This window comes from Leifsonia sp. TF02-11, assembly GCF_017565305.1.
Lineage (GTDB): Bacteria > Actinomycetota > Actinomycetes > Actinomycetales > Microbacteriaceae > Leifsonia.
The window spans coordinates 643,913-664,543 of sequence record NZ_JAGEKP010000003.1 but is presented as its reverse complement, the minus strand read 5'-3'; the positions used below and the strand labels follow the sequence as shown (position 1 = coordinate 664,543).

At 69.6% G+C, this 20,631-nt stretch carries 19 protein-coding genes; 12 read left to right on the top strand and 7 right to left on the bottom strand.

Annotated elements, in window-relative coordinates:
• The first annotated feature begins 26 nt into the window (after positions 1 to 26).
• Complete coding sequence (gene purS, locus JNB50_RS05480; RefSeq protein ID WP_208039072.1) at positions 27 to 284, top strand: phosphoribosylformylglycinamidine synthase subunit PurS; 258 nt, start codon at positions 27 to 29, stop codon at positions 282 to 284.
• Complete coding sequence (gene purQ / locus JNB50_RS05475) at positions 284 to 982, top strand: phosphoribosylformylglycinamidine synthase subunit PurQ (RefSeq protein WP_208039071.1); 699 nt, start codon at positions 284 to 286, stop codon at positions 980 to 982. The genes purS and purQ overlap by 1 nt, the downstream gene beginning before the upstream one ends.
• An 83-nt stretch (positions 983 to 1,065) precedes the next feature.
• Here the strand turns inward: purQ and JNB50_RS05470 are convergent, their stop codons facing one another.
• Complete coding sequence (locus JNB50_RS05470) at positions 1,066 to 1,857, bottom strand: helix-turn-helix transcriptional regulator (protein ID WP_208039070.1); 792 nt, start codon at positions 1,855 to 1,857, stop codon at positions 1,066 to 1,068.
• Between the two features lie 76 nt (positions 1,858 to 1,933).
• On the opposite strand from JNB50_RS05470, the gene ilvD reads away from it, so the two are divergent.
• The gene (gene ilvD / locus JNB50_RS05465) at positions 1,934 to 3,799 is read left to right on the top strand and encodes a dihydroxy-acid dehydratase (RefSeq protein ID WP_208039069.1); all 1,866 of its coding nucleotides are present in this window, start codon (positions 1,934 to 1,936) and stop codon (positions 3,797 to 3,799) included.
• A 116-nt stretch (positions 3,800 to 3,915) separates the two neighbouring features.
• Positions 3,916 to 4,350 carry a hypothetical protein gene (locus JNB50_RS05460; protein ID WP_208039068.1) on the top strand — a complete coding sequence of 145 codons (435 nt, stop codon included), beginning with the start codon at positions 3,916 to 3,918 and terminating at the stop codon, positions 4,348 to 4,350.
• A gap of 7 nt (positions 4,351 to 4,357) precedes the next feature.
• Here JNB50_RS05460 and JNB50_RS05455 read toward each other — a convergent pair whose 3' ends face one another.
• Together JNB50_RS05455 and JNB50_RS05450 are read right to left on the bottom strand one after the other, a co-directional pair.
• Positions 4,358 to 5,026, bottom strand: a complete 669-nt coding sequence (locus JNB50_RS05455; protein ID WP_208039067.1) for a cyclase family protein — start codon at positions 5,024 to 5,026, stop codon at positions 4,358 to 4,360.
• Positions 5,027 to 5,029: 3 nt separating this feature from the next.
• Positions 5,030 to 5,407: a TfoX/Sxy family protein gene (locus JNB50_RS05450; protein WP_208039066.1), complete on the bottom strand. Its 378-nt coding sequence runs from the start codon at positions 5,405 to 5,407 to the stop codon at positions 5,030 to 5,032.
• A 159-nt stretch (positions 5,408 to 5,566) separates the two neighbouring features.
• Here JNB50_RS05450 and purL point away from each other — a divergent pair, with 159 nt between their 5' ends.
• Positions 5,567 to 7,885 carry a phosphoribosylformylglycinamidine synthase subunit PurL gene (gene purL, locus JNB50_RS05445; protein ID WP_208039065.1) on the top strand — a complete coding sequence of 773 codons (2,319 nt, stop codon included), beginning with the start codon at positions 5,567 to 5,569 and terminating at the stop codon, positions 7,883 to 7,885.
• Between the two features lie 77 nt (positions 7,886 to 7,962).
• Here the strand turns inward: purL and JNB50_RS05440 are convergent, their stop codons facing one another.
• Genes JNB50_RS05440 through JNB50_RS05430 form a run of 3 tightly spaced genes read right to left on the bottom strand, consistent with a single transcriptional unit; the run spans position 7,963 to position 11,885 of the window.
• Positions 7,963 to 8,727: a hypothetical protein gene (locus JNB50_RS05440; RefSeq protein WP_208039064.1), complete on the bottom strand. Its 765-nt coding sequence runs from the start codon at positions 8,725 to 8,727 to the stop codon at positions 7,963 to 7,965.
• A gap of 53 nt (positions 8,728 to 8,780) precedes the next feature.
• On the bottom strand, positions 8,781 to 9,689 hold the full coding sequence (locus JNB50_RS05435; RefSeq protein WP_208039063.1) for a DMT family transporter: 909 nt from the start codon (positions 9,687 to 9,689) through the stop codon (positions 8,781 to 8,783).
• Between the two features lie 57 nt (positions 9,690 to 9,746).
• Positions 9,747 to 11,885, bottom strand: coding sequence for a transglycosylase domain-containing protein (locus JNB50_RS05430; protein WP_208039062.1), 2,139 nt, complete (start codon positions 11,883 to 11,885; stop codon positions 9,747 to 9,749).
• Between the two features lie 199 nt (positions 11,886 to 12,084).
• On the opposite strand from JNB50_RS05430, the gene JNB50_RS05425 reads away from it, so the two are divergent.
• From JNB50_RS05425 to JNB50_RS05405, 5 genes are all read left to right on the top strand, one after another.
• Complete coding sequence (locus tag JNB50_RS05425; protein WP_208039061.1) at positions 12,085 to 13,722, top strand: hypothetical protein; 1,638 nt, start codon at positions 12,085 to 12,087, stop codon at positions 13,720 to 13,722.
• Between the two features lie 160 nt (positions 13,723 to 13,882).
• Positions 13,883 to 15,070 carry an LLM class flavin-dependent oxidoreductase gene (locus tag JNB50_RS05420; RefSeq protein ID WP_208039060.1) on the top strand — a complete coding sequence of 396 codons (1,188 nt, stop codon included), beginning with the start codon at positions 13,883 to 13,885 and terminating at the stop codon, positions 15,068 to 15,070.
• A 31-nt stretch (positions 15,071 to 15,101) separates the two neighbouring features.
• A complete protein-coding gene (locus tag JNB50_RS05415; RefSeq protein WP_208039059.1) occupies positions 15,102 to 15,797 on the top strand; it encodes a CE1759 family FMN reductase in 696 nt (231 codons plus the stop codon).
• A 61-nt stretch (positions 15,798 to 15,858) separates the two neighbouring features.
• The gene (locus JNB50_RS05410) at positions 15,859 to 17,274 is read left to right on the top strand and encodes a DUF2252 domain-containing protein (RefSeq protein ID WP_208039058.1); all 1,416 of its coding nucleotides are present in this window, start codon (positions 15,859 to 15,861) and stop codon (positions 17,272 to 17,274) included.
• Between the two features lie 79 nt (positions 17,275 to 17,353).
• Positions 17,354 to 18,832, top strand: a complete 1,479-nt coding sequence (locus JNB50_RS05405) for a glycosyltransferase (RefSeq protein WP_208039189.1) — start codon at positions 17,354 to 17,356, stop codon at positions 18,830 to 18,832.
• A 29-nt stretch (positions 18,833 to 18,861) separates the two neighbouring features.
• Here the strand turns inward: JNB50_RS05405 and JNB50_RS05400 are convergent, their stop codons facing one another.
• Positions 18,862 to 19,281, bottom strand: coding sequence for an organic hydroperoxide resistance protein (locus JNB50_RS05400; RefSeq protein WP_208039057.1), 420 nt, complete (start codon positions 19,279 to 19,281; stop codon positions 18,862 to 18,864).
• A 221-nt stretch (positions 19,282 to 19,502) separates the two neighbouring features.
• Between JNB50_RS05400 and JNB50_RS25440 the strand changes: the two genes are divergently transcribed.
• Positions 19,503 to 20,333 (top strand): collagen-like protein, encoded by an 831-nt coding sequence (locus tag JNB50_RS25440; protein ID WP_279553653.1) that lies wholly within the window; start codon positions 19,503 to 19,505, stop codon positions 20,331 to 20,333.
• Complete coding sequence (locus JNB50_RS05390; protein WP_208039055.1) at positions 20,333 to 20,626, top strand: hypothetical protein; 294 nt, start codon at positions 20,333 to 20,335, stop codon at positions 20,624 to 20,626. Before JNB50_RS25440 ends, JNB50_RS05390 begins: the two co-directional genes overlap by 1 nt.
• Positions 20,627 to 20,631: the final 5 nt, after the last annotated feature.

Sequence of the window (20,631 nt, the reverse complement as noted above, 5' to 3'; positions counted from 1 at the left end):
ATGCGCGAGTGAAGCGGAGATCACCCTTGTCGACGATCGTTGTTGAAGTCATGCCCAAGGCAGAGCTGCTCGACCCGCAGGGCAAGGCGGTCGCCGGAGCCCTGGCCCGCATCGGCAAGGGCCAGTTCTCCGCCGTTCGCGTCGGCAAGCGCTTCGAGCTGACCGTCGACGGCCCGATCGACGACGCCACCAAGGCCGCCGTCACCGAGATCGCCACCGAGATCCTCTCCAACTCGGTCATCGAAGACGTGGTGGGCATCCACTACCCGGAGGACGACGCCTGATGCGCATCGGTGTCATCACCTTCCCCGGCTCGCTCGACGACCGGGACGCACTGCGCGCCGTCCGCATCGCCGGCGCCGAGCCCGTGGCGCTGTGGCACGGCGACCACGACCTCCAGGGAGTCGACGCCCTCGTGCTGCCCGGCGGGTTCAGCTACGGCGACTACCTGCGCTGCGGCGCCATCGCGAGCCTCTCGCCGATCATGACCGAGGTCGTGGATGCCGCCGGGCGAGGGATGCCCGTCCTCGGCATCTGCAACGGCTTCCAGATGCTGGCGGAGGCGCACCTCGTGGCCGGCGGACTCATCCGCAACGACCACGGCAACTTCATCCGCCGCGACCAGCACCTCGTCGTCGAGAACACGAGCACCCCGTGGACCAGTGGGTTCGAGCAGGGCCAGGAGATCGTCATCCCGCTCAAGAACGGCGAGGGCGGCTTCATCGCCTCGGCCGAGGAGCTGAAGCGGCTGGAGGGCGAGGGCCTCGTGGTGTTCCGCTACACCGGCATCAACCCCAACGGCTCGCTCGACGACATCGCCGGCGTGCGCAACGAACGCGGCAATGTCGTCGGCCTGATGCCGCACCCCGAGCACGCGGTGGAGCCGGGCTTCGGCCCCGACACCGCCTCCGCGATGCGCTCGGGAACGGACGGGCTCACGTTCTTCACGTCGGTGATCCGCTCGGCCCTGGTCGAGGCGTAGCCCGCCCGAGCCATCCGTTCCTCACTTTCTCCCGCAACACGCCGCCGGCGGGCGCGAGAAAGTGAGGAAGCGATGGCTGCCGGCTAGGGGAGGCGCGTGTACACCACCACGCGCAGATCCGGATGGTCGGTGGGCGCGAGCTGGTGGTGCTCGAGTCGCACCTCGCCGTCGCGCGGGTGGCGGAAACGGCGCTCGCGGGAGGCGAAGCCCTGGATGTCGTAGCGGTCCCACGCCTCCCGGAACTTCGGACTCGACGTGCGCAGTCGCTCGACCAACGCGCGCACGGCAGGGTCGCCCGCGCGCGTGCCGGTCTCCGCACGGAACTCCGCGAGGAAGCGCGCGCTCGTCTCCTCCCAGTCGGGCAGCAGCTCGCGCACGGCCGGGTCGGTGTAGACGAGCCAGAGCAGATTGCGGTCCTCGCGCGGCACGCGCGCCACGTTCGGGTACAGCCGGGTGTAGGCCGCGTTCCACCCCGCGATGCCCCAGTCGGGAGCCAGCGCGAACGCCGGGTTGTCGCCCAGCGCGTCGAGGAGGCGCTGGACGTGCGGCGGGGCGTCCTCGACCGGCCTGGTGCCGACGGGTGCGGGGAGGCCGAAGCCCGCGAGTGACAGCAGGTACTCGTGCTCGGAGGCCGAAAGCCGGAGTGTGCGCGCGACCGCGTCGAGCACCGACCGCGACGGGTTGATCGGCCGTCCCTGCTCCAGCCAGGTGTACCAGGTGACGCTGACGCCGGAGAGGTACGCGACCTCCTCTCGGCGCAGCCCGCGGTCGCGGGACCGGCCGACCGGCGGAAGGCCATAGTCGGCACGGGCCGCCTGCTCGCGGCGGCTGCGCAGGAAGCGCCCCAGCTCCGCCCTGGCTCCTTCGGCATCCATGCGCCGATACTAGTGCTCCCACTACTAGTAGCAGCGCCGTCTTCCTGTGCAGACCTCGACCCCGCAGTATGAGAGCATGCCAGTCCTTCGCTCCCGCACAGTCACCCATGGCCGCAACATGGCCGGCGCCCGCGCCCTCCTGCGCGCCGCCGGCGTCGCCCGCGAGGATTTCGGCAAGCCGATCGTCGCCGTCGCGAACAGTTTCACCGAGTTCGTGCCGGGCCACACCCACCTGCAGCCGGTCGGCCGGGTGGTCTCGCAGGCTGTTCAGGCCGCCGGTGGCATCCCGCGCGAGTTCAACACGATCGCGGTCGACGACGGCATCGCGATGGGCCACGGCGGCATGCTCTACTCGCTGCCGTCGCGCGAGCTGATCGCCGACTCGGTCGAGTACATGGTCAACGCCCACTGCGCTGACGCACTGATCTGCGTGTCCAACTGCGACAAAATCACGCCGGGTATGCTGCTCGCCGCCCTGCGCCTGAACATCCCCACGGTCTTCGTCTCCGGCGGACCGATGGAGGGCGGCAGGACCGTGCTCGTCGACGGCACCGTGCGCAAGCTCGACCTGATCTCGGCCATCGCCGATTCGGCGAACGACGCCGTGTCGGAGACCGACCTGCTCCGCATCGAGGAGAACGCCTGCCCGACCTGCGGGTCGTGCTCCGGGATGTTCACCGCCAACTCCATGAACTTCCTCACCGAGGCCCTCGGTCTGGCCCTCCCCGGCAACGGGTCGACGCTCGCCACGCACACCGCACGCAAGGACCTGTACGAGAAGGCCGGGGCGACGGCCGTCGAGCTGGCGCACCGCTACTACGACCAGGACGACGAGTCGGTGCTCCCGCGCTCCATTGCGACCAGCGCCGCATTCGGCAACGCCATGGCGCTCGACATCGCCATGGGCGGCTCGACCAACACGATCCTCCACCTGCTCGCGGCGGCTCGCGAGGGCGGTGTCGACTACGACCTGGGCGACATCGATGCCCTGTCGCGCCGGGTGCCCTGCCTGTCGAAGGTCGCTCCGAACGGCGCCGCCCTCGTGGAGGACGTGCACCGTGCAGGCGGAGTCCCGGCGCTCCTCGGCGAGCTCGACCGCGCCGGCCTGCTCGATCGCGGGGTGAACACCGTACACGCGCCCTCGCTGGACCGGTGGCTCGCCGACTGGGACATCCGCGGCGGGTCCGCGACGACGGAGGCGATCGAATTGTTCCACGCGGCGCCCGGCGGGGTCCGTTCGTCGTCCGCGTTCTCGCAGTCGGAGCGGTGGCACGAGCTCGACCTGGACGCCGAGACCGGCGTGATCCGTGACGTCGCCCACGCGTACTCGAAAGACGGCGGCCTCGCGATCCTGCGCGGCAACCTCGCGCCCGACGGAGCGGTGGTGAAGACGGCGGGCGTGGACGAGAGCATCCTCAGCTTCTCCGGTCCCGCCGTCGTCGTGGACTCGCAGGAGGCCGCGGTCGAGGCGATCCTCGGCAAGCGCGTGAAGGAGGGTGACGTGGTCGTCATCCGCTACGAGGGTCCGCGCGGCGGCCCCGGCATGCAGGAGATGCTGTACCCGACGTCGTTCCTGAAGGGCCGTGGGCTCGGCGCGAAGTGCGCGTTGATCACCGACGGCCGCTTCTCCGGAGGCACCTCCGGCCTCTCGATCGGCCACGTCTCCCCCGAGGCCGCGGCGGGAGGCCTGATCGCACTCGTCGAGGACGGCGACACGATCACCATCGACGTGCACACCCGCGCCCTGCGCCTCGACGTGCCGGATGCGGTGCTCGACGCCCGCCGGGAGGCTCTGGAGGCCGGCAGCGGCTACCGCCCGCTCGACCGCGACCGTCCGGTGTCGGCAGCGCTGCGCGCGTACGCCGCCATGGCGCTCTCCGCCGACCAGGGCGCCGCCCGCGACGTCGACCAGCTCACCCGCGCGGTGGTCCCGACCGCCTGACACCGCCTTGGAAGCCGCAGAGCACGGTCTGGCGTGTCGAGCGCGGGGCGCTCAGACTGGTGGTGTGGATCAGGCTATTCGGTCGGAGCACCGGGTCGGGCGGGGAGGAGCTGACGATGTCGCACATCACCCGCGCCGACCGTGAGGGCGCGCAACGCTACACACAGCTCGTCGCCGGCACCCCGCTCGACGACCGCGGCGAGGTCGAGCTGGAGGCGTTCTCCCGACTCTCGACGCGCGAGCTCGACGTGCTCGTCGCCGACCTGATGGCCGACGAGTCGCAGGAGCCGGGCACCGCCAGTGAGCCGGGCGCAGCCAGGGAGTCGGGGAGGCTCGCCAGCTTCCTGCGCGGCGAACTCGGCTTCGCCGCTGCACTGCTCGGCACGTTCGCCCTCATCGCGGTCCTGGTGGTCGGGGCGGCCGCGCTCTCGAACGGCGGCACCGCCACGACGAGCCCGCCCGGCCAGACCGTCGGCTCGACCACCGGCCACTCGGCCTCGACCTCCCTCCGTCCCGGCGTCATCACGGACGGCTACGGCACCGACTGGTGATCGGCCGTCACGCCTCCACGCGATAGGCCACGGCGCGCACCGGAGCGCCGTCCGCACCCTGCAACGGGATCGGGAAGAGCGACACGAACGGGTCGTCGAAGGTCACATCCTCCAGGCGGGTCAGGTTCTCGCAGATCACCCCGCCGGCCGCGGCGATCAGCCGGTGGCACGGATAGTCCTCGACGCCGCTCCCCGCCGTCGGGCTCTCGTCGATGCTGGGCGCGTCGAGGCCGAACGTCCGGACGCCGCGCTCGATCGCCCAGGCGCACGCCTCCGGGTCGAGGAAGGGATGGTCGTCGTACGCCGCCGTTCCGTACCGGCTGCTCCACCCCGTGCGGAACAACAGGACGGCTCCCGCACGCAAGCGACCCGCCACCGGTTCGAGGTGCCGCCGCGCGATCCTCCCGCGCGGCCCGAGATCGCTCGCATCGACGATCACCGCCGGCCCGGCGAAGAGCGCGAGAGGCAGCTCGTCGACGCGCGCTCCTCCCGGCGCGAAATGGAACGGCGCATCGACGTGTGTTCCCGACTGCGAACCCATCCGCACCGCGAGGAGGTTGTACCCGTCGGCCTCGATGGTCGCGTGCGGTTCGAGCCGCACTTCCGGATCGCCGGGATAGACATCCGTGTCGTCGCCGAGCGGCTGCGACAGGTCGACGAACGAGCCGAAGCGCATCGGCTAGCTCTTCGCAGCGCGGGGAGCGCGGGGCTTCTTCACCTTGGGCGGCATCGCCCCGACCTGTTCGAGCGCGACACCGATCCACTCGCGCAGGTGGTCCGGTTCGTCGCGCCAGCCGTCGGGGAGGGCGACGTAGCCGCCCATGGGCCGCTCCGCCGGACCGTAGGGACCCGTGCCGTCGATCGCGAGCAGCTCCGCGCGCACGGCCTCGTCCGGCAACCGGACCCCGACGCTCTCGCCGAACAGGCCGGCGAACATGTTGCCGTTCACGAACGCGCCGAGGTTGGCGAACATCGGCTTGACCTCGACGCCAGGGGCGTCAGGCACCACCGAACGGAACAGCTCCATCGTCTCCTGCGACGGTCGTGGGATCTGCATGGTGACCTCCATCATCGGTCGGAGAGGTGCACAGGGGCACCTGCGCACATCCTGCCATCGCGCACGGCGGCGGTACGTGCGCTGCCCGGCCCCACCCCCCACTGAGCGCCGGTAGACTTGACCCATCCCCGCCACCGCCCAGCAGCCTGGAGTGCCCGCGTGACCGACACCTCAATCCAGCACGTCGTCGACACCGTCGCGAACGCCGCCGCGACTCCGGAGAAGGAGCAGCCGTACGCGGCGCTCGGCCTCAAGAGCGACGAGTACGCGCGCATCCGCGAGATCCTCGGCCGCCGCCCCACCTCGGGCGAGCTGGCGATGTACTCGGTGATGTGGTCGGAGCACTGCTCGTACAAGTCGTCGAAGATCTACCTCCGCCAGTTCGGCCAGAAGGTGTCGCCGGCGATGAAGAAGAACCTCATGGTCGGCATGGGCGAGAACGCCGGCGTCGTCGACGTCGGCGAGGGCTGGGCCGTCACCTTCAAGGTGGAGTCGCACAACCACCCCTCCTACATCGAGCCGTTCCAGGGCGCGGCGACCGGCGTCGGCGGCATCGTCCGCGACATCATCTCGATGGGCGCCCGCCCGGTCGCGGTGATGGACCAGCTGCGCTTCGGCGCGATCGACCAGGCCGACACCGCGCGCGTGGTGCACGGCGTGGTCTCCGGCATCTCCTTCTACGGAAACTGCCTCGGCCTGCCGAACATCGGGGGCGAGACCTATTTCGACCCGATCTACCAGGGCAACCCGCTGGTCAACGCCCTGTCGGTCGGCGTGCTCCGCCACGAAGACCTGCACCTCGCCAACGCGTCGGGCATCGGCAACAAGGTCGTCCTGTTCGGGGCGCGCACCGGCGGCGACGGCATCGGCGGTGCGAGCATCCTGGCCTCCGACACGTTCTCGGCCGGAGGGCCGACCAAGCGCCCCGCCGTGCAGGTCGGCGACCCGTTCGCCGAGAAGGTGCTCATCGAGTGCTGCCTCGAGCTCTACCGCGACAAGCTCGTGGAGGGCATCCAAGACCTGGGGGCGGCCGGCATCTCCTGCGCGACCTCCGAGCTCGCCTCCAACGGCGACGGCGGCATGTTCATCGAGCTCGACAGCGTGCTGCTGCGCGACCCCACGCTCACGGCGGAGGAGATCCTCATGTCCGAGAGCCAGGAGCGGATGATGGCCGTCGTCAAGCCCGAGCTGCTCGACGCCTTCCTCGCCGTCACCGCCAAGTGGGACGTCGAGACCAGCGTGCTGGGCGAGGTCACCGACACCGGCCGCCTGGTCATCAACTGGCAGGGCGAGGAGATCGTCAACGTCGACCCGCGCACGGTCGCGGTCGACGGCCCGGTGTACGAGCGTCCCGTGGCCTACCCGGCCTGGATCGACGCTCTGCAGGCCGACTCCGCTTCGGTGCTCGCGCGTCCGACCTCCGGCGACGAGCTGCGCGAGCAGACACTCGCCCTCCTCGGCAGCGCCAACCTTGCCGACAAGAGCTGGATCACCGACCAGTACGACTACTTCGTCGGCGGCAACACGGCGCTCTCGTTCCCCGACGACTCCGGCATGATCCGCGTCGACGAGGAGAGCGGGCTCGGCTTCGCCATCGCGACGGACGCCAACGGGCGGTACTGCCAGCTCGATCCCAAGCAGGGCGCGAAGCTCGCACTGGCGGAGGCGTACCGCAACGTGGCGGCCTCCGGTGCCGTGCCGGTCGCCGTCACCGACTGCCTCAACTTCGGCAGCCCCGAGAACCCCGAGGTGATGTGGCAGTTCTCGCAGGCGGTCGAAGGTCTCTCCGACGCCTGCCTCGAGCTCGAGGTCCCTGTCACCGGCGGCAACGTCTCGTTCTACAACCAGACCGGTGACACCCCGATCTTCCCGACTCCCGTCGTCGGCGTGCTCGGCGTGATCGACGACGTCGCCCGCCGCATCCCGGCAGGCTGGCAGGACGAGGGCGAGAACATCTACCTGCTCGGCATCACCCGCGAGGAGCTTGACGGCTCGGCCTGGGCCGGAACGGTCCACGGCCACCTCGGCGGCCGGCCGCCGGCGGTCGACCTCGCCGCAGAGCGCACGCTCGCCGAGACCCTGCACGCCGCATCGCAGGAGGGCCTCATCTCGTCGGCCCACGACCTCGCCGACGGCGGCCTCGCGCAGGCCCTGGCCGAGAGCGTGATGCGCTTCGGCGTGGGCGCCAGGGTCTGGCTGGGCGAACTGCAGGAGCGCGACGGCGTCGACGCCGCGACGGCCCTGTTCAGCGAGTCGACCGCGCGCGTGATCGTGTCGGTTCCCCGGGAGGACGACGTGAAGTTCCGTGGACTGTGCGAGGGTCGCGGCGTGCCCTTGCTGCGCATCGGCGTGACCGACGCGGAGGTCGGGACCCAGCCGGTCCTCGAGGTGCAGGACCTGTTCACGATCGGCGTTGAGGAGCTCCGCGGAGTCCACCGCTCGACCCTGCCCGAGCACTTCGGCCCGACGGTCGCGTAGGCAAGAGCACGAAGGGCACGTAACCGCCCCTGAGACTCAGGTTTGAGGGGCGGTTACGTGCCCTTCAGCGTTCCGGGTTACTTCGTGATGGTCTTGGCAGCGTCGAGGGCCGCGTTCGCGACCTGCGTCGCGGTGGCCGGCGACGGCGGCGCGCTCGACAGTTTCGACGACGACTCCGTGACCATGATGTAGAGGTTGCCGTCGAGCGCCTGCAGGATGTCTGCGGAGCCGACCTCCTGGGCGGCGCCCTCCAGCGTCACGCCCTCGTGGATGCCCCGCGTCACTTCCGCGTTCGTCTTCGCGTCCGTTTTGGTCATCGCGAGCTTGACGGTGAAACCGGACGCGCTGAGCGTCATGTCGCCGCACTGTGCCAGCACATCGTCGGATCCGGAGGTCATGGCCGTGCGCACGTCCTGCGACCACCCCTTCGCTCCGGGAGCGGTCACGACCAGCACGTTGCTGCCGTAGGTGAGCATCGCGGTCACGTTGTCAGCGGCCTGCGGCGCCTTGGCAAGCTTGTCCTGCAGCAGCTGCTGACACTGGGCGGGCTGCACGGTCACCGAGCTGCCGAGTTGCTGGGTCAGCGCGTTCGCGCCGCCGAGCTTGTCCACCTGGCTCTTCGCCGCGGCGTTGTCGATGACCGTGCCGCCGAGACCGAGCGAGGCGTTCACCTTCGTCGCGATCGACGCGAGGTCGGCTGCGCTGTAGGTGGCCGTCGCGGCCGCAGGTTTGGCTGTGGTCGTGCCGCCGGCCCCGCCTCCCTGCTGACCCGCGGAGCACCCCGCGAGCAGGCCGATCACGCTGAGCGCCACCGCGGCGCGCACGACAGAACTGTGCTTCATCGAGCATCCCCCCAAGAAGAAACCGGCGCTCATCCGGCGCCGCCAGCACGATGCTAGCTGCTGCCGACGAGGTCGACGTTCCGGCGCGTGAGAATTCGCACGCGCTGCTGCGTGAGGAGGATGCCCGCCAGCACGATCGCGGCGCCGACCGGCTCGTTCCAGCTCAGGTGCTCACCGAGCACGAGGATCCCGAGCGCCACGCCGACTACCGGCGTCACGTACGTCACCCCCGACGTCGCCGTCGGCCCCCAAGCCCGCAGCACGTTCATGTTCCAGATGTAGGCGATCCCCGTACCGAGGGCGCCCAGGGCGAGCAGGCTGAGCAGCACGGGCCAGCTGAACTCGATCGGCGACAGCGCCACCACTGGGGTCAGCAGCAGCATGATCACGGCGGCGACCCCGATGTTGAGGAACGCGGTGGAGGTCGCCGGGATGTCCCGATGGCTGATGAAGCGTCGGATGTAGCCGAAGCTGAAGCCGTAGCAGGTGACCGCGCCGAGGCAGGCCAGCTGACCCCACACGCTGCCCGACAGCGCGGCGATCGACCATGGCCCGACGACCACGACGACGCCGACGACCCCCAACAGCACCCCGAGCACCTGGTCGCGGTTGAGCTTCTCGACGCGGAACGCCGCGGTCGCAAGAATCGCCGTGGTGATCGGGGTGACCGCGTTGTAGATGCTGGCGAGACTCGAGGACACGTACTGCTCGGCCCACGCGAAGAGCAGGAAGGGCACCACGCAGTAGGTGATCGCGACGACCACGAAGTGGAGGTAGACGATCGGCTGCTTCGGGAGTCGGCTGCGGGTCGCGAGCACGATGACCCCGAGCGTCACCGCGCCGAACACGAGCCGCGCCCACGCGACCTGACCGAACGAGACGCCCTCGAGCGCGACCTTCATGAACAGGAAGCTGGCACCCCAGACCAGACCCATGGCGATGAACTGCAGCGCGACCTTCACTCGTCGAGGCTACTGCCCACCGCCGACGATGGACTCGCGGGAATCGGACCAGGCACCTCAGTCGCGAACCGGGCGCGACACGGAGTCGGGAAAGTCGCTCCCCGGGAACTTCTCGTTCGCCGCCGTCATGTACTCCTTCCAGACCCGGTGGCGGAGCAGGTCTGCCTGGATGCCGCCCACCGACGTTCGCCGCAGCGAGACGCCTCCGGTGACGTTGCCCACCCAGACGGCCGTGGCAAGCCGCGTCGTCGCGCCGACGAACCAGGTGTCCTTCTCGGAGTCGGTGGTGCCCGTCTTGCCGAAGACAGGGACACCGTCGCGCGGTTTCGACGCCGCGCCGGTCCCTCCACCCTGCATCACTGTCTGCAGCGCCGACGCCATGGTCGCCGCCACCTCGGGCGCGACCGCCTCGGAGCAGGCGCTCGTCGGAACAGGCACCTCGCTGCCGTCCGGAGCGACGATCCGGTCGATCGCGATCGGCGAGCAGTACACGCCCGCATTGGCGACCGCCGCGAATGCGGAGGCCATCCGCACGGGCGACACCTCGTTGGTCCCCAGCACGTCGGAGACATAGGAGGTCAGCTGCTTGCCGTCAGCGCGCTTCAGGCCGAAGGCCTCCGCCGTCTTGCGGATGGCGCACTGGTCGAGCTTCTGGGCCATCGAGAAGTACGCGCCGTTGACCGAGCCGGCCGTGGCCGTGCGCACGGACATGCTGCCAGGGCGCTGCGCGCCGTCGTTCTTCGGGGAGTAGGTTCCGGATCCCGCGCCCTGGCAGCTGTCCCTGAAGGCGGAGAGGGCGAGGGCGCGTGCGTTCCCATCGACGCTGTCGTTGAGCGACCGGCCGTCTTTGAGCCATTCGGCCAGCGTGAAGATCTTGTAGGTCGAGCCGGCCTGGAAGCCGATCGAACCGCCGTAGTCCTCGTCGGTGCTGTAGTTCACAGCCGTGTTGCCCGCGGACACCGCGTCCGGGTCGGCGTTGAAGTCTTTGTTCTGGGCCATCGCGAGGATGCGTCCCGTGCCCGGCTCGACGGTGACCAGCGACGAGCCGATGTCGAGCACCTCGGTGCTGCGCGGGATGTACTCGTCGACCGCGCTGACGGCCGCTGCCTGGAGATCGAGGTCGAGGGTGGTGAAGATGTCGTAGCCACCGCGCGTGAGGGTGTTGTACTTCGCGTCCTTCGGGTCGGTGAGGACCTTCTCGTTCTCGATGACACGCTGCACGTAATCGCAGAAGAACCCGGCGCCGAGCGGGTTCGCGGCGTGGCAGCCCGTCGACGGAGGCGTGATCTTCGGCTCGATCGGGGTCGCGACCGCCTCGTCGTACTGCGCCTGCGTGATCGCTTTCTGCTTGAGCATCGCCGGGAGCACATCGTGGTCGCGACGGAACTTGTTGTCGCCGATGTTGTCGGGGTCGTCGATGCGGAGCCCGTTCGGTTCGTTCACCGTGGCGACGAGCGAGGAAGCCTGCGCGAGGCTGAGCTCGGACGCGTTCACGCCGAAGTAGTACTCGGCTGCGGCCTGGATGCCGTACACGGATCCGCCGAAGTGGGCGATGTTGAGATAGCCGAGCAGGATCTGGTCTTTCGTCAGCGCCTTCTCGAGCCCGATCGCGAGGCGCATCTCGCGGAGCTTCCTGTCCATGCTCGTCTTCACGGCCTCCTCATAGGCGGCTTGGCGCGCCTCCTTGTCGCGGATGGCCTCGGCGCGCTGCATGAGGATGTTCTTGACGTATTGCATCGAGATGGTCGACGCGCCGGATCCGATCTCGCCCGATGCGGCGTTGCCGATCGCTGCGCGCAGCGCGGACGTGAAGTCCACCCCGCCATGTGTGAAGAACCGCGGATCCTCGGTCGAGACGACCGCGTCCTTGACGAAAAGCGACACGGCCTCCCACGGCACGCTCTTGCGATTCTGCTCGTACACCGAGGCCAGCAGGACGGGATCGCCCGCGGCATTCCTGGCGTAGATGTCGGTCGTCTGCGGAAGAGCGTCGGCGGCCAGCGCCTCCGGCATCGTCTCGAAGACCTGGATGCCGGTCTCGGCGGCGACGCCCGCGACCGCGACGACAGGGGTCACCATCGCGGCGATGAGCACGCCTGCGGTCACGCTCAGGCCGAGGAAGCCTGCAGCGGACGCCAGGACTCGAGGACGGACACGGGCGACGGGCACGTCGTGGTCGGGGTCTCGATCTGTCACAACTGCCACCTCTCTGTCCGGACGGGTCACCGGACGAAACGGGAGGACGACGGGTCACGGTGTCGGTGTTCGCGTGGACGCCCCCCTACGGCCACGCGGAATGTTCCATTGTTACCCACTAACCTGTACATTACACGAATGTAAGATATTCAACACGACCCTCCCCCGGCCCGTAGTCCATCCCCAGAAGGAAACTCCCGTGAAACACCCCACCCCGCAGAAACCCCCCGTCTCCCGCCGCACCCTCGTCAGCGCCGCCGCCTGGACAGCACCCGCGATCGCGATGACGGCGGCCTCTCCCGCAGCAGCGGTTTCCACCCCCACTTCCAAGCCGACGATCGAGTTCAGCACGTTCCCGCCTCCGGCGAAGGCGGGCGAGGTCTTCGGCGACATCGTCATCGCCGCGACGACCGACGGCGTCACCCCGGTCCCCGCGGGCGCACTGATCACCGTGACCCTGACCGGGACGACGTTCCCCGGCGGCGCGACGACCGAGACCTTCGTCGCAACAGGCGGACCCGACAGCGTCACGGTCTCCGGCATCAGCAGCGCCCCTCTCGGAGAGAATGGCGCCGGCACGATCTGGGCGACCTATGAGACCGCCCAGACCGGGGCCATCCTCCGGGTCGAAGCCACCGCCGTCCCACAGTCCGGCACTGTCTATGCCTGGGGCTACAACTATTCGGGCGAGGCCGGCGACGCGACGGCACCGACGGCGGTCACCACACCGTTCCGATGGCCCGTGGCGGAGAAGTTCACCACGATCACCGGCGCGCACGGAACCTTCCACGCCATCACCACGAAGGGCACGATCTTCGCGTCCGGTTACAACGCGTACGGTGTGCTCGCGAACGGCAACACGACCAGCTCGGGCAAGAAGGGCCCTCAGGGCCCTGCCATCAAGCTGACGGGCGAGACGTTCTATGCGAGCAAGTTCGCGCAGGCGAATTCGTGCCTCGACTCGACGATCTTCGCCTTCGACCTCAACGGTGTCGCGCACGGTGTCGGCAACAACCCCGGTGGCAACTTCTCCATCCAGGACGGCAGCACCAAGAGCACCCAGCACACCAACAAGGGCTACCGCCCCGTCGGTCTGGAGATCCTCAGGGCGAACCCGGGCCGGTCGATCGTCGCGATCAGCGACGCGGGCTGGTGGCGCGCGCTCTACCTCCTCGACGACGGAACCGTCTGGAACTCCGGCTCCAACCGCCGACGGGCGATGGGCAACAACGGAACGCTCGACACGATGTATCTGGCCGCGCAGACCGTGAAGCAGAACGGTGCTCCGCTCACCGACATCATTGAAGCCCACGCGACCCAGGAATCCTCGATCTACCTCGACCGCTGGGGCAGCCTCTGGGGAGCCGGCCACAACCAGTACGGCGAGCTCCCCGGCATGGGCCCGAAGGGAACCATCACCCCCTACGCAGCCCCCGTCACCAATCCCGAGGGCAAGAAGGTCGTCAAGATCTGGGTCAACGCTTCGGACCTGCAGTCGGTGTTCGCCAAGACCGAAGACGGCGTGATCTACATGGCCGGCAACAACACGACCGGCTACGGCAGCATCGGAACTACCAAACCGAGCGTGAACGTCTGGACCAGGGTCATCGTGCCCGACGGCAAGACCATCAAGCACATCGAGTTCGGCGGCGAAGGCGGCCTCTACCTCATGACCGACGGCTCCGTGTACTTCTCGGGCAAGAACGACACCGGTGGACCGGGTACCGGCACCAAGGCCGGCAACACCACGATCATGAGCAGAGTCCCGCTGCCCGGTCCGGCGATCGATGTCGCCGGCACGTACATGGACAGCTACGCGGTCATCCTGGCCGACTGACCCGGCACAGCACAAAGGGGCCCTCGGACGCTTCGGCGTCCGGAGGCCCCTTTGTGCCGCACCCTCCGACGGTGGTGGAATCGGTTCGGGAATACTCGCGACCCCCCGACGTTATATGCGTTTGCATAGATACGGCGAGAACGAACCTGAGGAGCCAGCAATGCAGTACGGAATCTTCTCCGTCAGCGACATCACCCGCGACCCGGTGTCGGGCGAGACCCCGAGCGAGGCGGAGCGCATCGACGCGATCGTGAAGATCGCCACCCACGCAGAGGAGGTCGGCCTCGACGTGTTCGCGATCGGCGAGCACCACAACCCGCCGTTCTTCTCGTCGTCTCCGACGACCCTGCTGGCGCACATCGCGGCCCTCACCGAGCGCCTGATCGTCACGACCTCCACGACCCTCATCACGACGAACGACCCGGTGCGGCTCGCCGAGGAGTACGCCATGCTCCAGCACCTGTCGAAGGGGCGCATGGACCTCATGCTCGGTCGAGGCAACACCGGCCCGGTGTACCCCTGGTTCGGCCAGGACATCCGCCAGAGCCTGCCGCTCGCGCTCGAGAACTACAACCTCCTGCACCGCCTGTGGCACGAGGACGTCGTGGACTGGGAGGGCCGCTTCCGCACGCCGCTGCAGGGCTTCACCTCGACCCCGCGCCCGCTTGACGACGTGCCGCCGTTCGTCTGGCACGGCAGCATCCGCACGCCGGAGATCGCCGAGCAGGCCGCGTACTACGGCAACGGCTTCTTCGCGAACAACATCTTCTGGCCCAAGGAGCACTACCAGCGCCTGATCGCCTTCTACCGGGAGCGCTTCGAGCACTACGGGCACGGCACCGCCAAGCAGGCGATCGTCGGCCTGGGCGGCCAGGCCTACATCGCCAAGAACTCGCAGGACGCCAAGAACGAGTTCCGCCCGTACTTCAACGAGGCGCCGGTCTACGGCAACGGCCCGACCATGGAGGAGTTCACCGACGCGACGCCGCTCACGGTCGGCAGCCCGCAGGAGGTCATCGACAAGACGCTCGGCTTCCGCGAGTGGGCCGGCGACTACCAGCGCCAGCTCTTCCTGATGGACCACGCGGGACTGCCCCTGAAGACCGTGCTCAAGCAGCTGGACCTGCTCGGCGAGGAGGTCGTGCCCGTCCTCCGCAGGGAGACGGAGGCCCGCAAGGACCCGGAGACCCCCGAGGCGCCCACCCACGAGTCGCTGGTCCGCGCGAAGTACGGCGACGCCGCTCCGCGCCAGCCGCGCCCGAACGCCAACCGCGGCGACAATGTCACCGGGGCCTCGCCTTACCAGGACTCGGCCGACGAGTTCCAGGCCGAGTACCCGGCGCTCTGAGCAGCACCGGCGCATCCGAGAGAAGGACACCATGACCAGCACCGACCTCCGACCCTTCCGGGTCGTCGTCGTCAACGCGGGCGTCAGCGACCCGTCGTCCACCAAGATGCTCGCCGATCGGCTCAGCCTGCGCGTGGAGGCTGCCGCCCAGCGCGACGGCCGCACCGTGGAGACGCAGCACCTCGACCTGCGCGAGTTGCTGCCCGAGTTGTCGGGCGCCCTGGCCTCCGGTCACCTGGGGCCGAAGTTCACCGCGGCGATCGAGAAGCTGGCGGCCGCCGACGGGATCATCGCGACGGCGCCCGTCTACAAGGCGGGCCCGAGCGGGCTGTTCACGTCGTTCTTCCAGGTGCTCGACAACGACCTGCTGATCGCCAAGCCGGTGATCCTCGGCGCGACCGCCGGGACGGCCCGGCACGCCCTGGTGGTCGACGAGCAGATGCGCTCGATGTTCGCCTACCTCCGCACGATGACGGCCCCGACCTCGGTGTTCGCGTCTACCGAAGACTGGCAGGACAACGCCCTCGGCAAGCGGATCGACCGCGCAGCTCGCGAGCTGGTCGTGCTAATGGAGACCGGCGTGGAAGCGCGCATCAAGGACACCTCCTGGAACAGCTACCAGCACGAGTTCGGATCGGCCGGCGGAAACGAGCTCGGGATCGACCTGGGCTCCGACCTGATGCGGCTGGCGGCGGGCGGCACGCTGGGAGGCCCGGCGCACAGCTGACGCAGCGGTGGCGCTCCTCCCCCTAGGCTTGTGCCACGCGAGCCGAGGGAGGAGCACCGCCGTGGCTGCTGAAGAAGGACACCTCCGTTTCGAGCACGAGACGATCCGCAGTGCCGCCGAGCTGTACCAGGCCGGCAAGGACGCGCGTTCCCGCGTTCCGCGCAGCTCGCACGGCGTGTACGCGCCCGCCAGCGATCGCGACCCCGTCGGCGTCCTCAAACGCCAGCACGAGCACCGGGTCGCCGAGCTCATTCCGCTGCGACTGGAGCGGATGACGGCCAACCCGTTCGCGTTCTACCGAGGATCGGCGGCCATCCAGGCGGTGGATCTGAGCCGGGAGACCCGGACAGGCGTCGACGTCACGATCTGCGGCGACGCGCACGTCGCCAACTTCGGGATCTACGCATCCCCGGAGCGCACCCTCGTCTTCGACCTGAACGACTTCGACGAGTCCGCGTACGGCCCCTGGGAATGGGACGTGAAGCGTTTCCTCACGAGCGTCGTGCTCGCGGCCCGGCAGACGGGATTCGACGAGGAGAAGGTCAGGGCGGTCACGCTGGAAGCGGCGGCCGCCTACCGCTCGGGGCTCCGGCAGATGACCCGGCTGGGACTGCTGGATCGCTACTACCTCCGCGCGGACGTGAACAAGGGCCGACGTGATCTCACCTCCCAACAGGTGCTCGACCGCGCGATCGAGGCCGCGAAACGGCGCACGTCCGCACGAGTCGTGCGCAAGATCACGCGCGTCGCGGCCGACGGCGCCGTGACGATCGTGGAGAACCCGCCGGTGCTGGCCCACGTGCCGGAGGCCACAGAGCAGAACGTGCTCGAGATCACCCGCGCCTACCTCACCACCGTGCCCTCCGACATCGCGGTGCTGCTGTCGCAGTACGTGGCGACGGATGCGGCTCGCCGCGTGGTCGGCGTCGGGAGCGTCGGAACCCGCTGCTACATCATCGTCCTCACCGGGCCGGCGGGCGAGCCGCTCGTGCTGCAGGTGAAGGAGGCCAGCGAGTCCGTCGCTGTCGAGTTCGGCGGCGCCACCGCCGGGCGCTCGCCCGTGTTCGACGACCACGCCCACGACGACGAGCACGGACACCGGGTGGTCGGCAACCAGCGCGTGCTGCAGGCGGTCAGCGACCCGTTCCTCGGGTACGCGACCCTGGACGGGCACGCGTTCTACATCCGGCAGTTCCGCGACAGGAACGTGTCGATCGACACCGAGACGCTCGAGTTCCGGCCGTTCGCCGAGTACGTCGATGCGTGCGGCACTGTCCTCGCGCGCGCCCACGCGCAGTCCCCGGGCGCGGCGTTCATCGCCGGATACCTCGGAAGCGGAGCGACGTTCGACGCCGCCGTGACCGACTGGGCCTTCGCGTACGCCGACCAGGCGCACGCCGACTACCGGACCGTCCGGCAGGCGGTCGCCGACGGGGCGTTCGCCACAACCGCCACCACCACCGCGGTCCCCGCGTAGACGCCACGACAACCCTCGGGGGCAGAACCCCCGAGTATTGTGTGGGAGGACGGAGGGGAGCCGTGTGGACGTGCTGAGCGTGCTGGAGTGGATCGGCGTCGTGGTGTGCCTGATCCTCGCCCTCAGCGGGCTGATCCCGGTGATCGCGGCGGCCTCCACGTTCGTGGTGATCCCGTTCCACGCGTGGATCAACCACTACAAGAAGGCAGCGCCCTACCTCCCGCGCGTCGCCATCATCGTCCCCGCCTGGAACGAGGGAGCCGTCATCGGCGCCTCCATCGACCGGCTGATGGGCCTCGACTACCCGCGGGAGGCTCTGCGCATCTACGTCGTCGACGACGCCAGCACGGACGCCACACCCGACGTCGTGCGGAGCCGCGCCGAACAGTACCCCGGCAGCGTCTTCCTGCTGCGCCGCGAACAGGGCGGCCAGGGCAAGGCACACACGCTGAACCACGGCATCGAGCGCGTCCTCGCCGAAGACTGGATGGAGGCGCTCCTGATCATGGACGCCGACGTCATCTACCTGCCCGACTCGCTGCGCCGGATGACCCGGCATCTAGCCGACCCGGAGGTCGGCGCGGTCTCGGCCTACATCCGCGAGGGCAGCAGCGACCGCAACTACCTGACCAAGTTCGTCAGCGTCGAGTACGTGCTCTCGCAGCCGGCCGCCCGGCGCGCGCAGAACGTCCTCGGCGCGCAGGCCTGTCTCGCCGGCGGCGCCCAGCTGCACACCCGCGAGAACCTGGTCGCACTGGGCGGCCGTGTCGACACCACCACCCTCGCCGAGGACACGATCACGACGTTCGAGACCCAGCTGCACGGCAAGAAGGTGGTCTTCGAGCCGCACGCGCACGTCCTCGCCGAGGAGCCGCGCGCTGTCGACGCCCTGTGGAAGCAGCGGCTGCGCTGGGCGCGCGGCAACGTGTCCGTGACGTCGCGCTACTCGAAGATCTGGTTCCGGCCCTCCAAGGTGCATCACCTCGGGGCGTGGACGTTCGGAATCGTCTGGTTCAGCCTGTGGCTGCTCCCGCTCATCATGGTGACCTCGGCCATCGGCCTCGCCGGTCTGCTGTTCCTGCAGAACGGCCTCGCAACGTCGGTCTTCCGCGTGCTCTGGATCTCCGCGGCGCTCGCCTACCTGTTCGTGCTCGTGCTGGGATCGCTCACCGACGCCACGACCAGCAAGCGCGAACTGGGGCACATCCTGCTGTTCCCCGGGATCATCAACATGCTCGTGATGATCACGGCCCTGTTCCCGCCGCTCACGCTGGTCTGGCTTCCCGGGCTGTTCGGGATCACGCTCAGCACCGCCGCGCTGTTCATCCTGACGCTCGCGATCTACATCTGGATCCCGTTCTCGATGGTCGTCGCCTGGCTCGCGCGGCGTGCGGAGCGGACGCGCGCCGGGCGCTGGCTCGCGCCGGCCCTCATCTACCTGGCGGGATACGGGTCGCTGCTGTGCGCGATCACCTTCGACTCCTACCTCAAGGAGCTGGCCGGCGCCGAGGCCCGCTGGGACAAGACCGAGAAGGTCGGCCGCGTCGCAGCGGGCTGAGCAACGGCTCGCGCCTGCGCTCCTGTCGACTACTCGACGAGGGTGAGCCGGACGGGGACGTTGCCACGGGTGGCGTTGGAGTACGGGCAGACGTGGTGCGCCTTCTCCATCGTCTGCTCGGCCTGCTCGCGTCCGAGATGCGGCAGGTACACGTCGAGCTCGATCTCGAGGCCATAGCCTCCTTCGCCGTTCGCGCCGATGCCCACGCTGGCGGAGACTCCCGCGTCGCTGGTGTCGAGCTTGTCGGCGCGCCCGACGGCGTGGATCGCGCTCAGGAAGCACGCGGCGAACCCGGCGGCGAACAGCTGCTCCGGATTGGTGCCCTCTCCTGAGCCTCCGAGCTCGCGCGGAGGTCGGGTCGGAAGGTCGATCAGGTCGTCCTCGCTGCGGACGTGGCCGTCGCGTCCGCCTCCCGAGGCGTGTGCGATGGCGGTGTAGGCGATATCCATGCTGCTCAGCCCACTCCAGCGTTCTGAACGTGCGCTGGGAGGCGTGGGCGAGGGCGGGTGTATGGGGGCCGCGGCCGTGGCGGAGCCCGCGGCGAACGCCGGTTCCGGTAGCGTTGCAGCGGACGTCCGCACCCGACTGTGGTCGTCCGCCAGGACCCCGAGACGGCCGAGCCGTCCCGCCGCCCACCGCCCGTCCCGTACCGCCCACTCGAGGAGTGCTCGTGCCGCTGAGTCGCGCTGCTTTCGCCGCCGTGATCGTCGCCGCCGCCGTCGTGGGAGGCGCCCTCGCCGGGGCGGGGGGAGCAGCGCTTGCCGGGACCGCCGCGTCCTCGAACGCGGCAGGCAGCGGGTCGGGACACACGCGTGGGTCGGCCGGCGCTCAGGGAGATGCCGGCGCCACCGGTGCGACAGGAGCCGCGGGAGCCACTGGTGCCACCGGAGCCACGGGCACGGCGGGCGCCACCGGTGCGACAGGCCCAGCCGGCGCGAGGGGCGCGGCTGGAGCGACTGGCGCGACCGGAGCGACCGGAGCAGCCGGCGCGCCAGGAGCAGCCGGTGCCACCGGCCCGGCGGGCTCCACCGGCCCGCAGGGCTCCACCGGCCCACAGGGCACCATCGGCGCCACCGGCCCGGCGGGCGCCACCGGCCCGCAGGGCGCGATGGGACCGCCCGGGCTGGACGCCCCGACGGCCCTGCTGTCCTGCACGAACACCCAGTCGGTCGTCACCAACACCTCCGGCGTCGTCATCCCCCTCGGCAACTGCCTCACCGCCGGGACGGACGCGCCGGTGCAATCCGGGAACGCGATGGTCGCGACCACGGCCGGCGTCTACGCGATCACCTTCTCGGCCCAGCTCTCCGGCGACCAGGCGATGGCCGCCTTCAGCATCGACGGGCTTCCGGTCGTCGGCGGCACGCGGTCGTTCGCCAGCGGGTCGACCGAGTTCACCGTCTACCGGACACTGGCCGCCGGAAGCGCGGTGCAGGCGTTCCTGACCAACGACGTCCCCAGCACCATCCAGACCATCCTCACCCTCAGGAAGGTGGCCTGATGAAGGTCCGCGGACTGATCCAGAGCAGCGAGACGCAGGAGCTCACCGCAGAAGCGGACGACGCCCAGACGGCACGGGAGCTCGTCGAGGCGCAGGTGCCGGAGGGCAGCGAGCTCATCCAGGTGCACAACGCCATGCCCCGCGGAGGGCGCGTGATCGCCACCGCGGTCGTGCGCCCGACCGCCGTGACCGAGATCGAGGCGGACGGCCCCGACTACGCCACAGCGCGCGACGCGCTGCGGGCCGCCGTTCCCGACGGCCATCGCCTCCTGTCCATCGTCATCGACGACTGAGCACA

Coding starts and splice junctions, on each gene's coding strand:
- purQ (WP_208039071.1), top strand. CDS start 284: ATGCGCATCGGTGTCATCACCTTCCCCGGCTCGCTCGACGACCGGGAC.
- JNB50_RS05470 (WP_208039070.1), bottom strand. CDS start 1,857: ATGGATGCCGAAGGAGCCAGGGCGGAGCTGGGGCGCTTCCTGCGCAGC.
- ilvD (WP_208039069.1), top strand. CDS start 1,934: ATGCCAGTCCTTCGCTCCCGCACAGTCACCCATGGCCGCAACATGGCC.
- JNB50_RS05460 (WP_208039068.1), top strand. CDS start 3,916: ATGTCGCACATCACCCGCGCCGACCGTGAGGGCGCGCAACGCTACACA.
- JNB50_RS05455 (WP_208039067.1), bottom strand. CDS start 5,026: ATGCGCTTCGGCTCGTTCGTCGACCTGTCGCAGCCGCTCGGCGACGAC.
- JNB50_RS05450 (WP_208039066.1), bottom strand. CDS start 5,407: ATGCAGATCCCACGACCGTCGCAGGAGACGATGGAGCTGTTCCGTTCG.
- JNB50_RS05440 (WP_208039064.1), bottom strand. CDS start 8,727: ATGAAGCACAGTTCTGTCGTGCGCGCCGCGGTGGCGCTCAGCGTGATC.
- JNB50_RS05420 (WP_208039060.1), top strand. CDS start 13,883: ATGCAGTACGGAATCTTCTCCGTCAGCGACATCACCCGCGACCCGGTG.
- JNB50_RS05415 (WP_208039059.1), top strand. CDS start 15,102: ATGACCAGCACCGACCTCCGACCCTTCCGGGTCGTCGTCGTCAACGCG.
- JNB50_RS05400 (WP_208039057.1), bottom strand. CDS start 19,281: ATGGATATCGCCTACACCGCCATCGCACACGCCTCGGGAGGCGGACGC.
- JNB50_RS05390 (WP_208039055.1), top strand. CDS start 20,333: ATGAAGGTCCGCGGACTGATCCAGAGCAGCGAGACGCAGGAGCTCACC.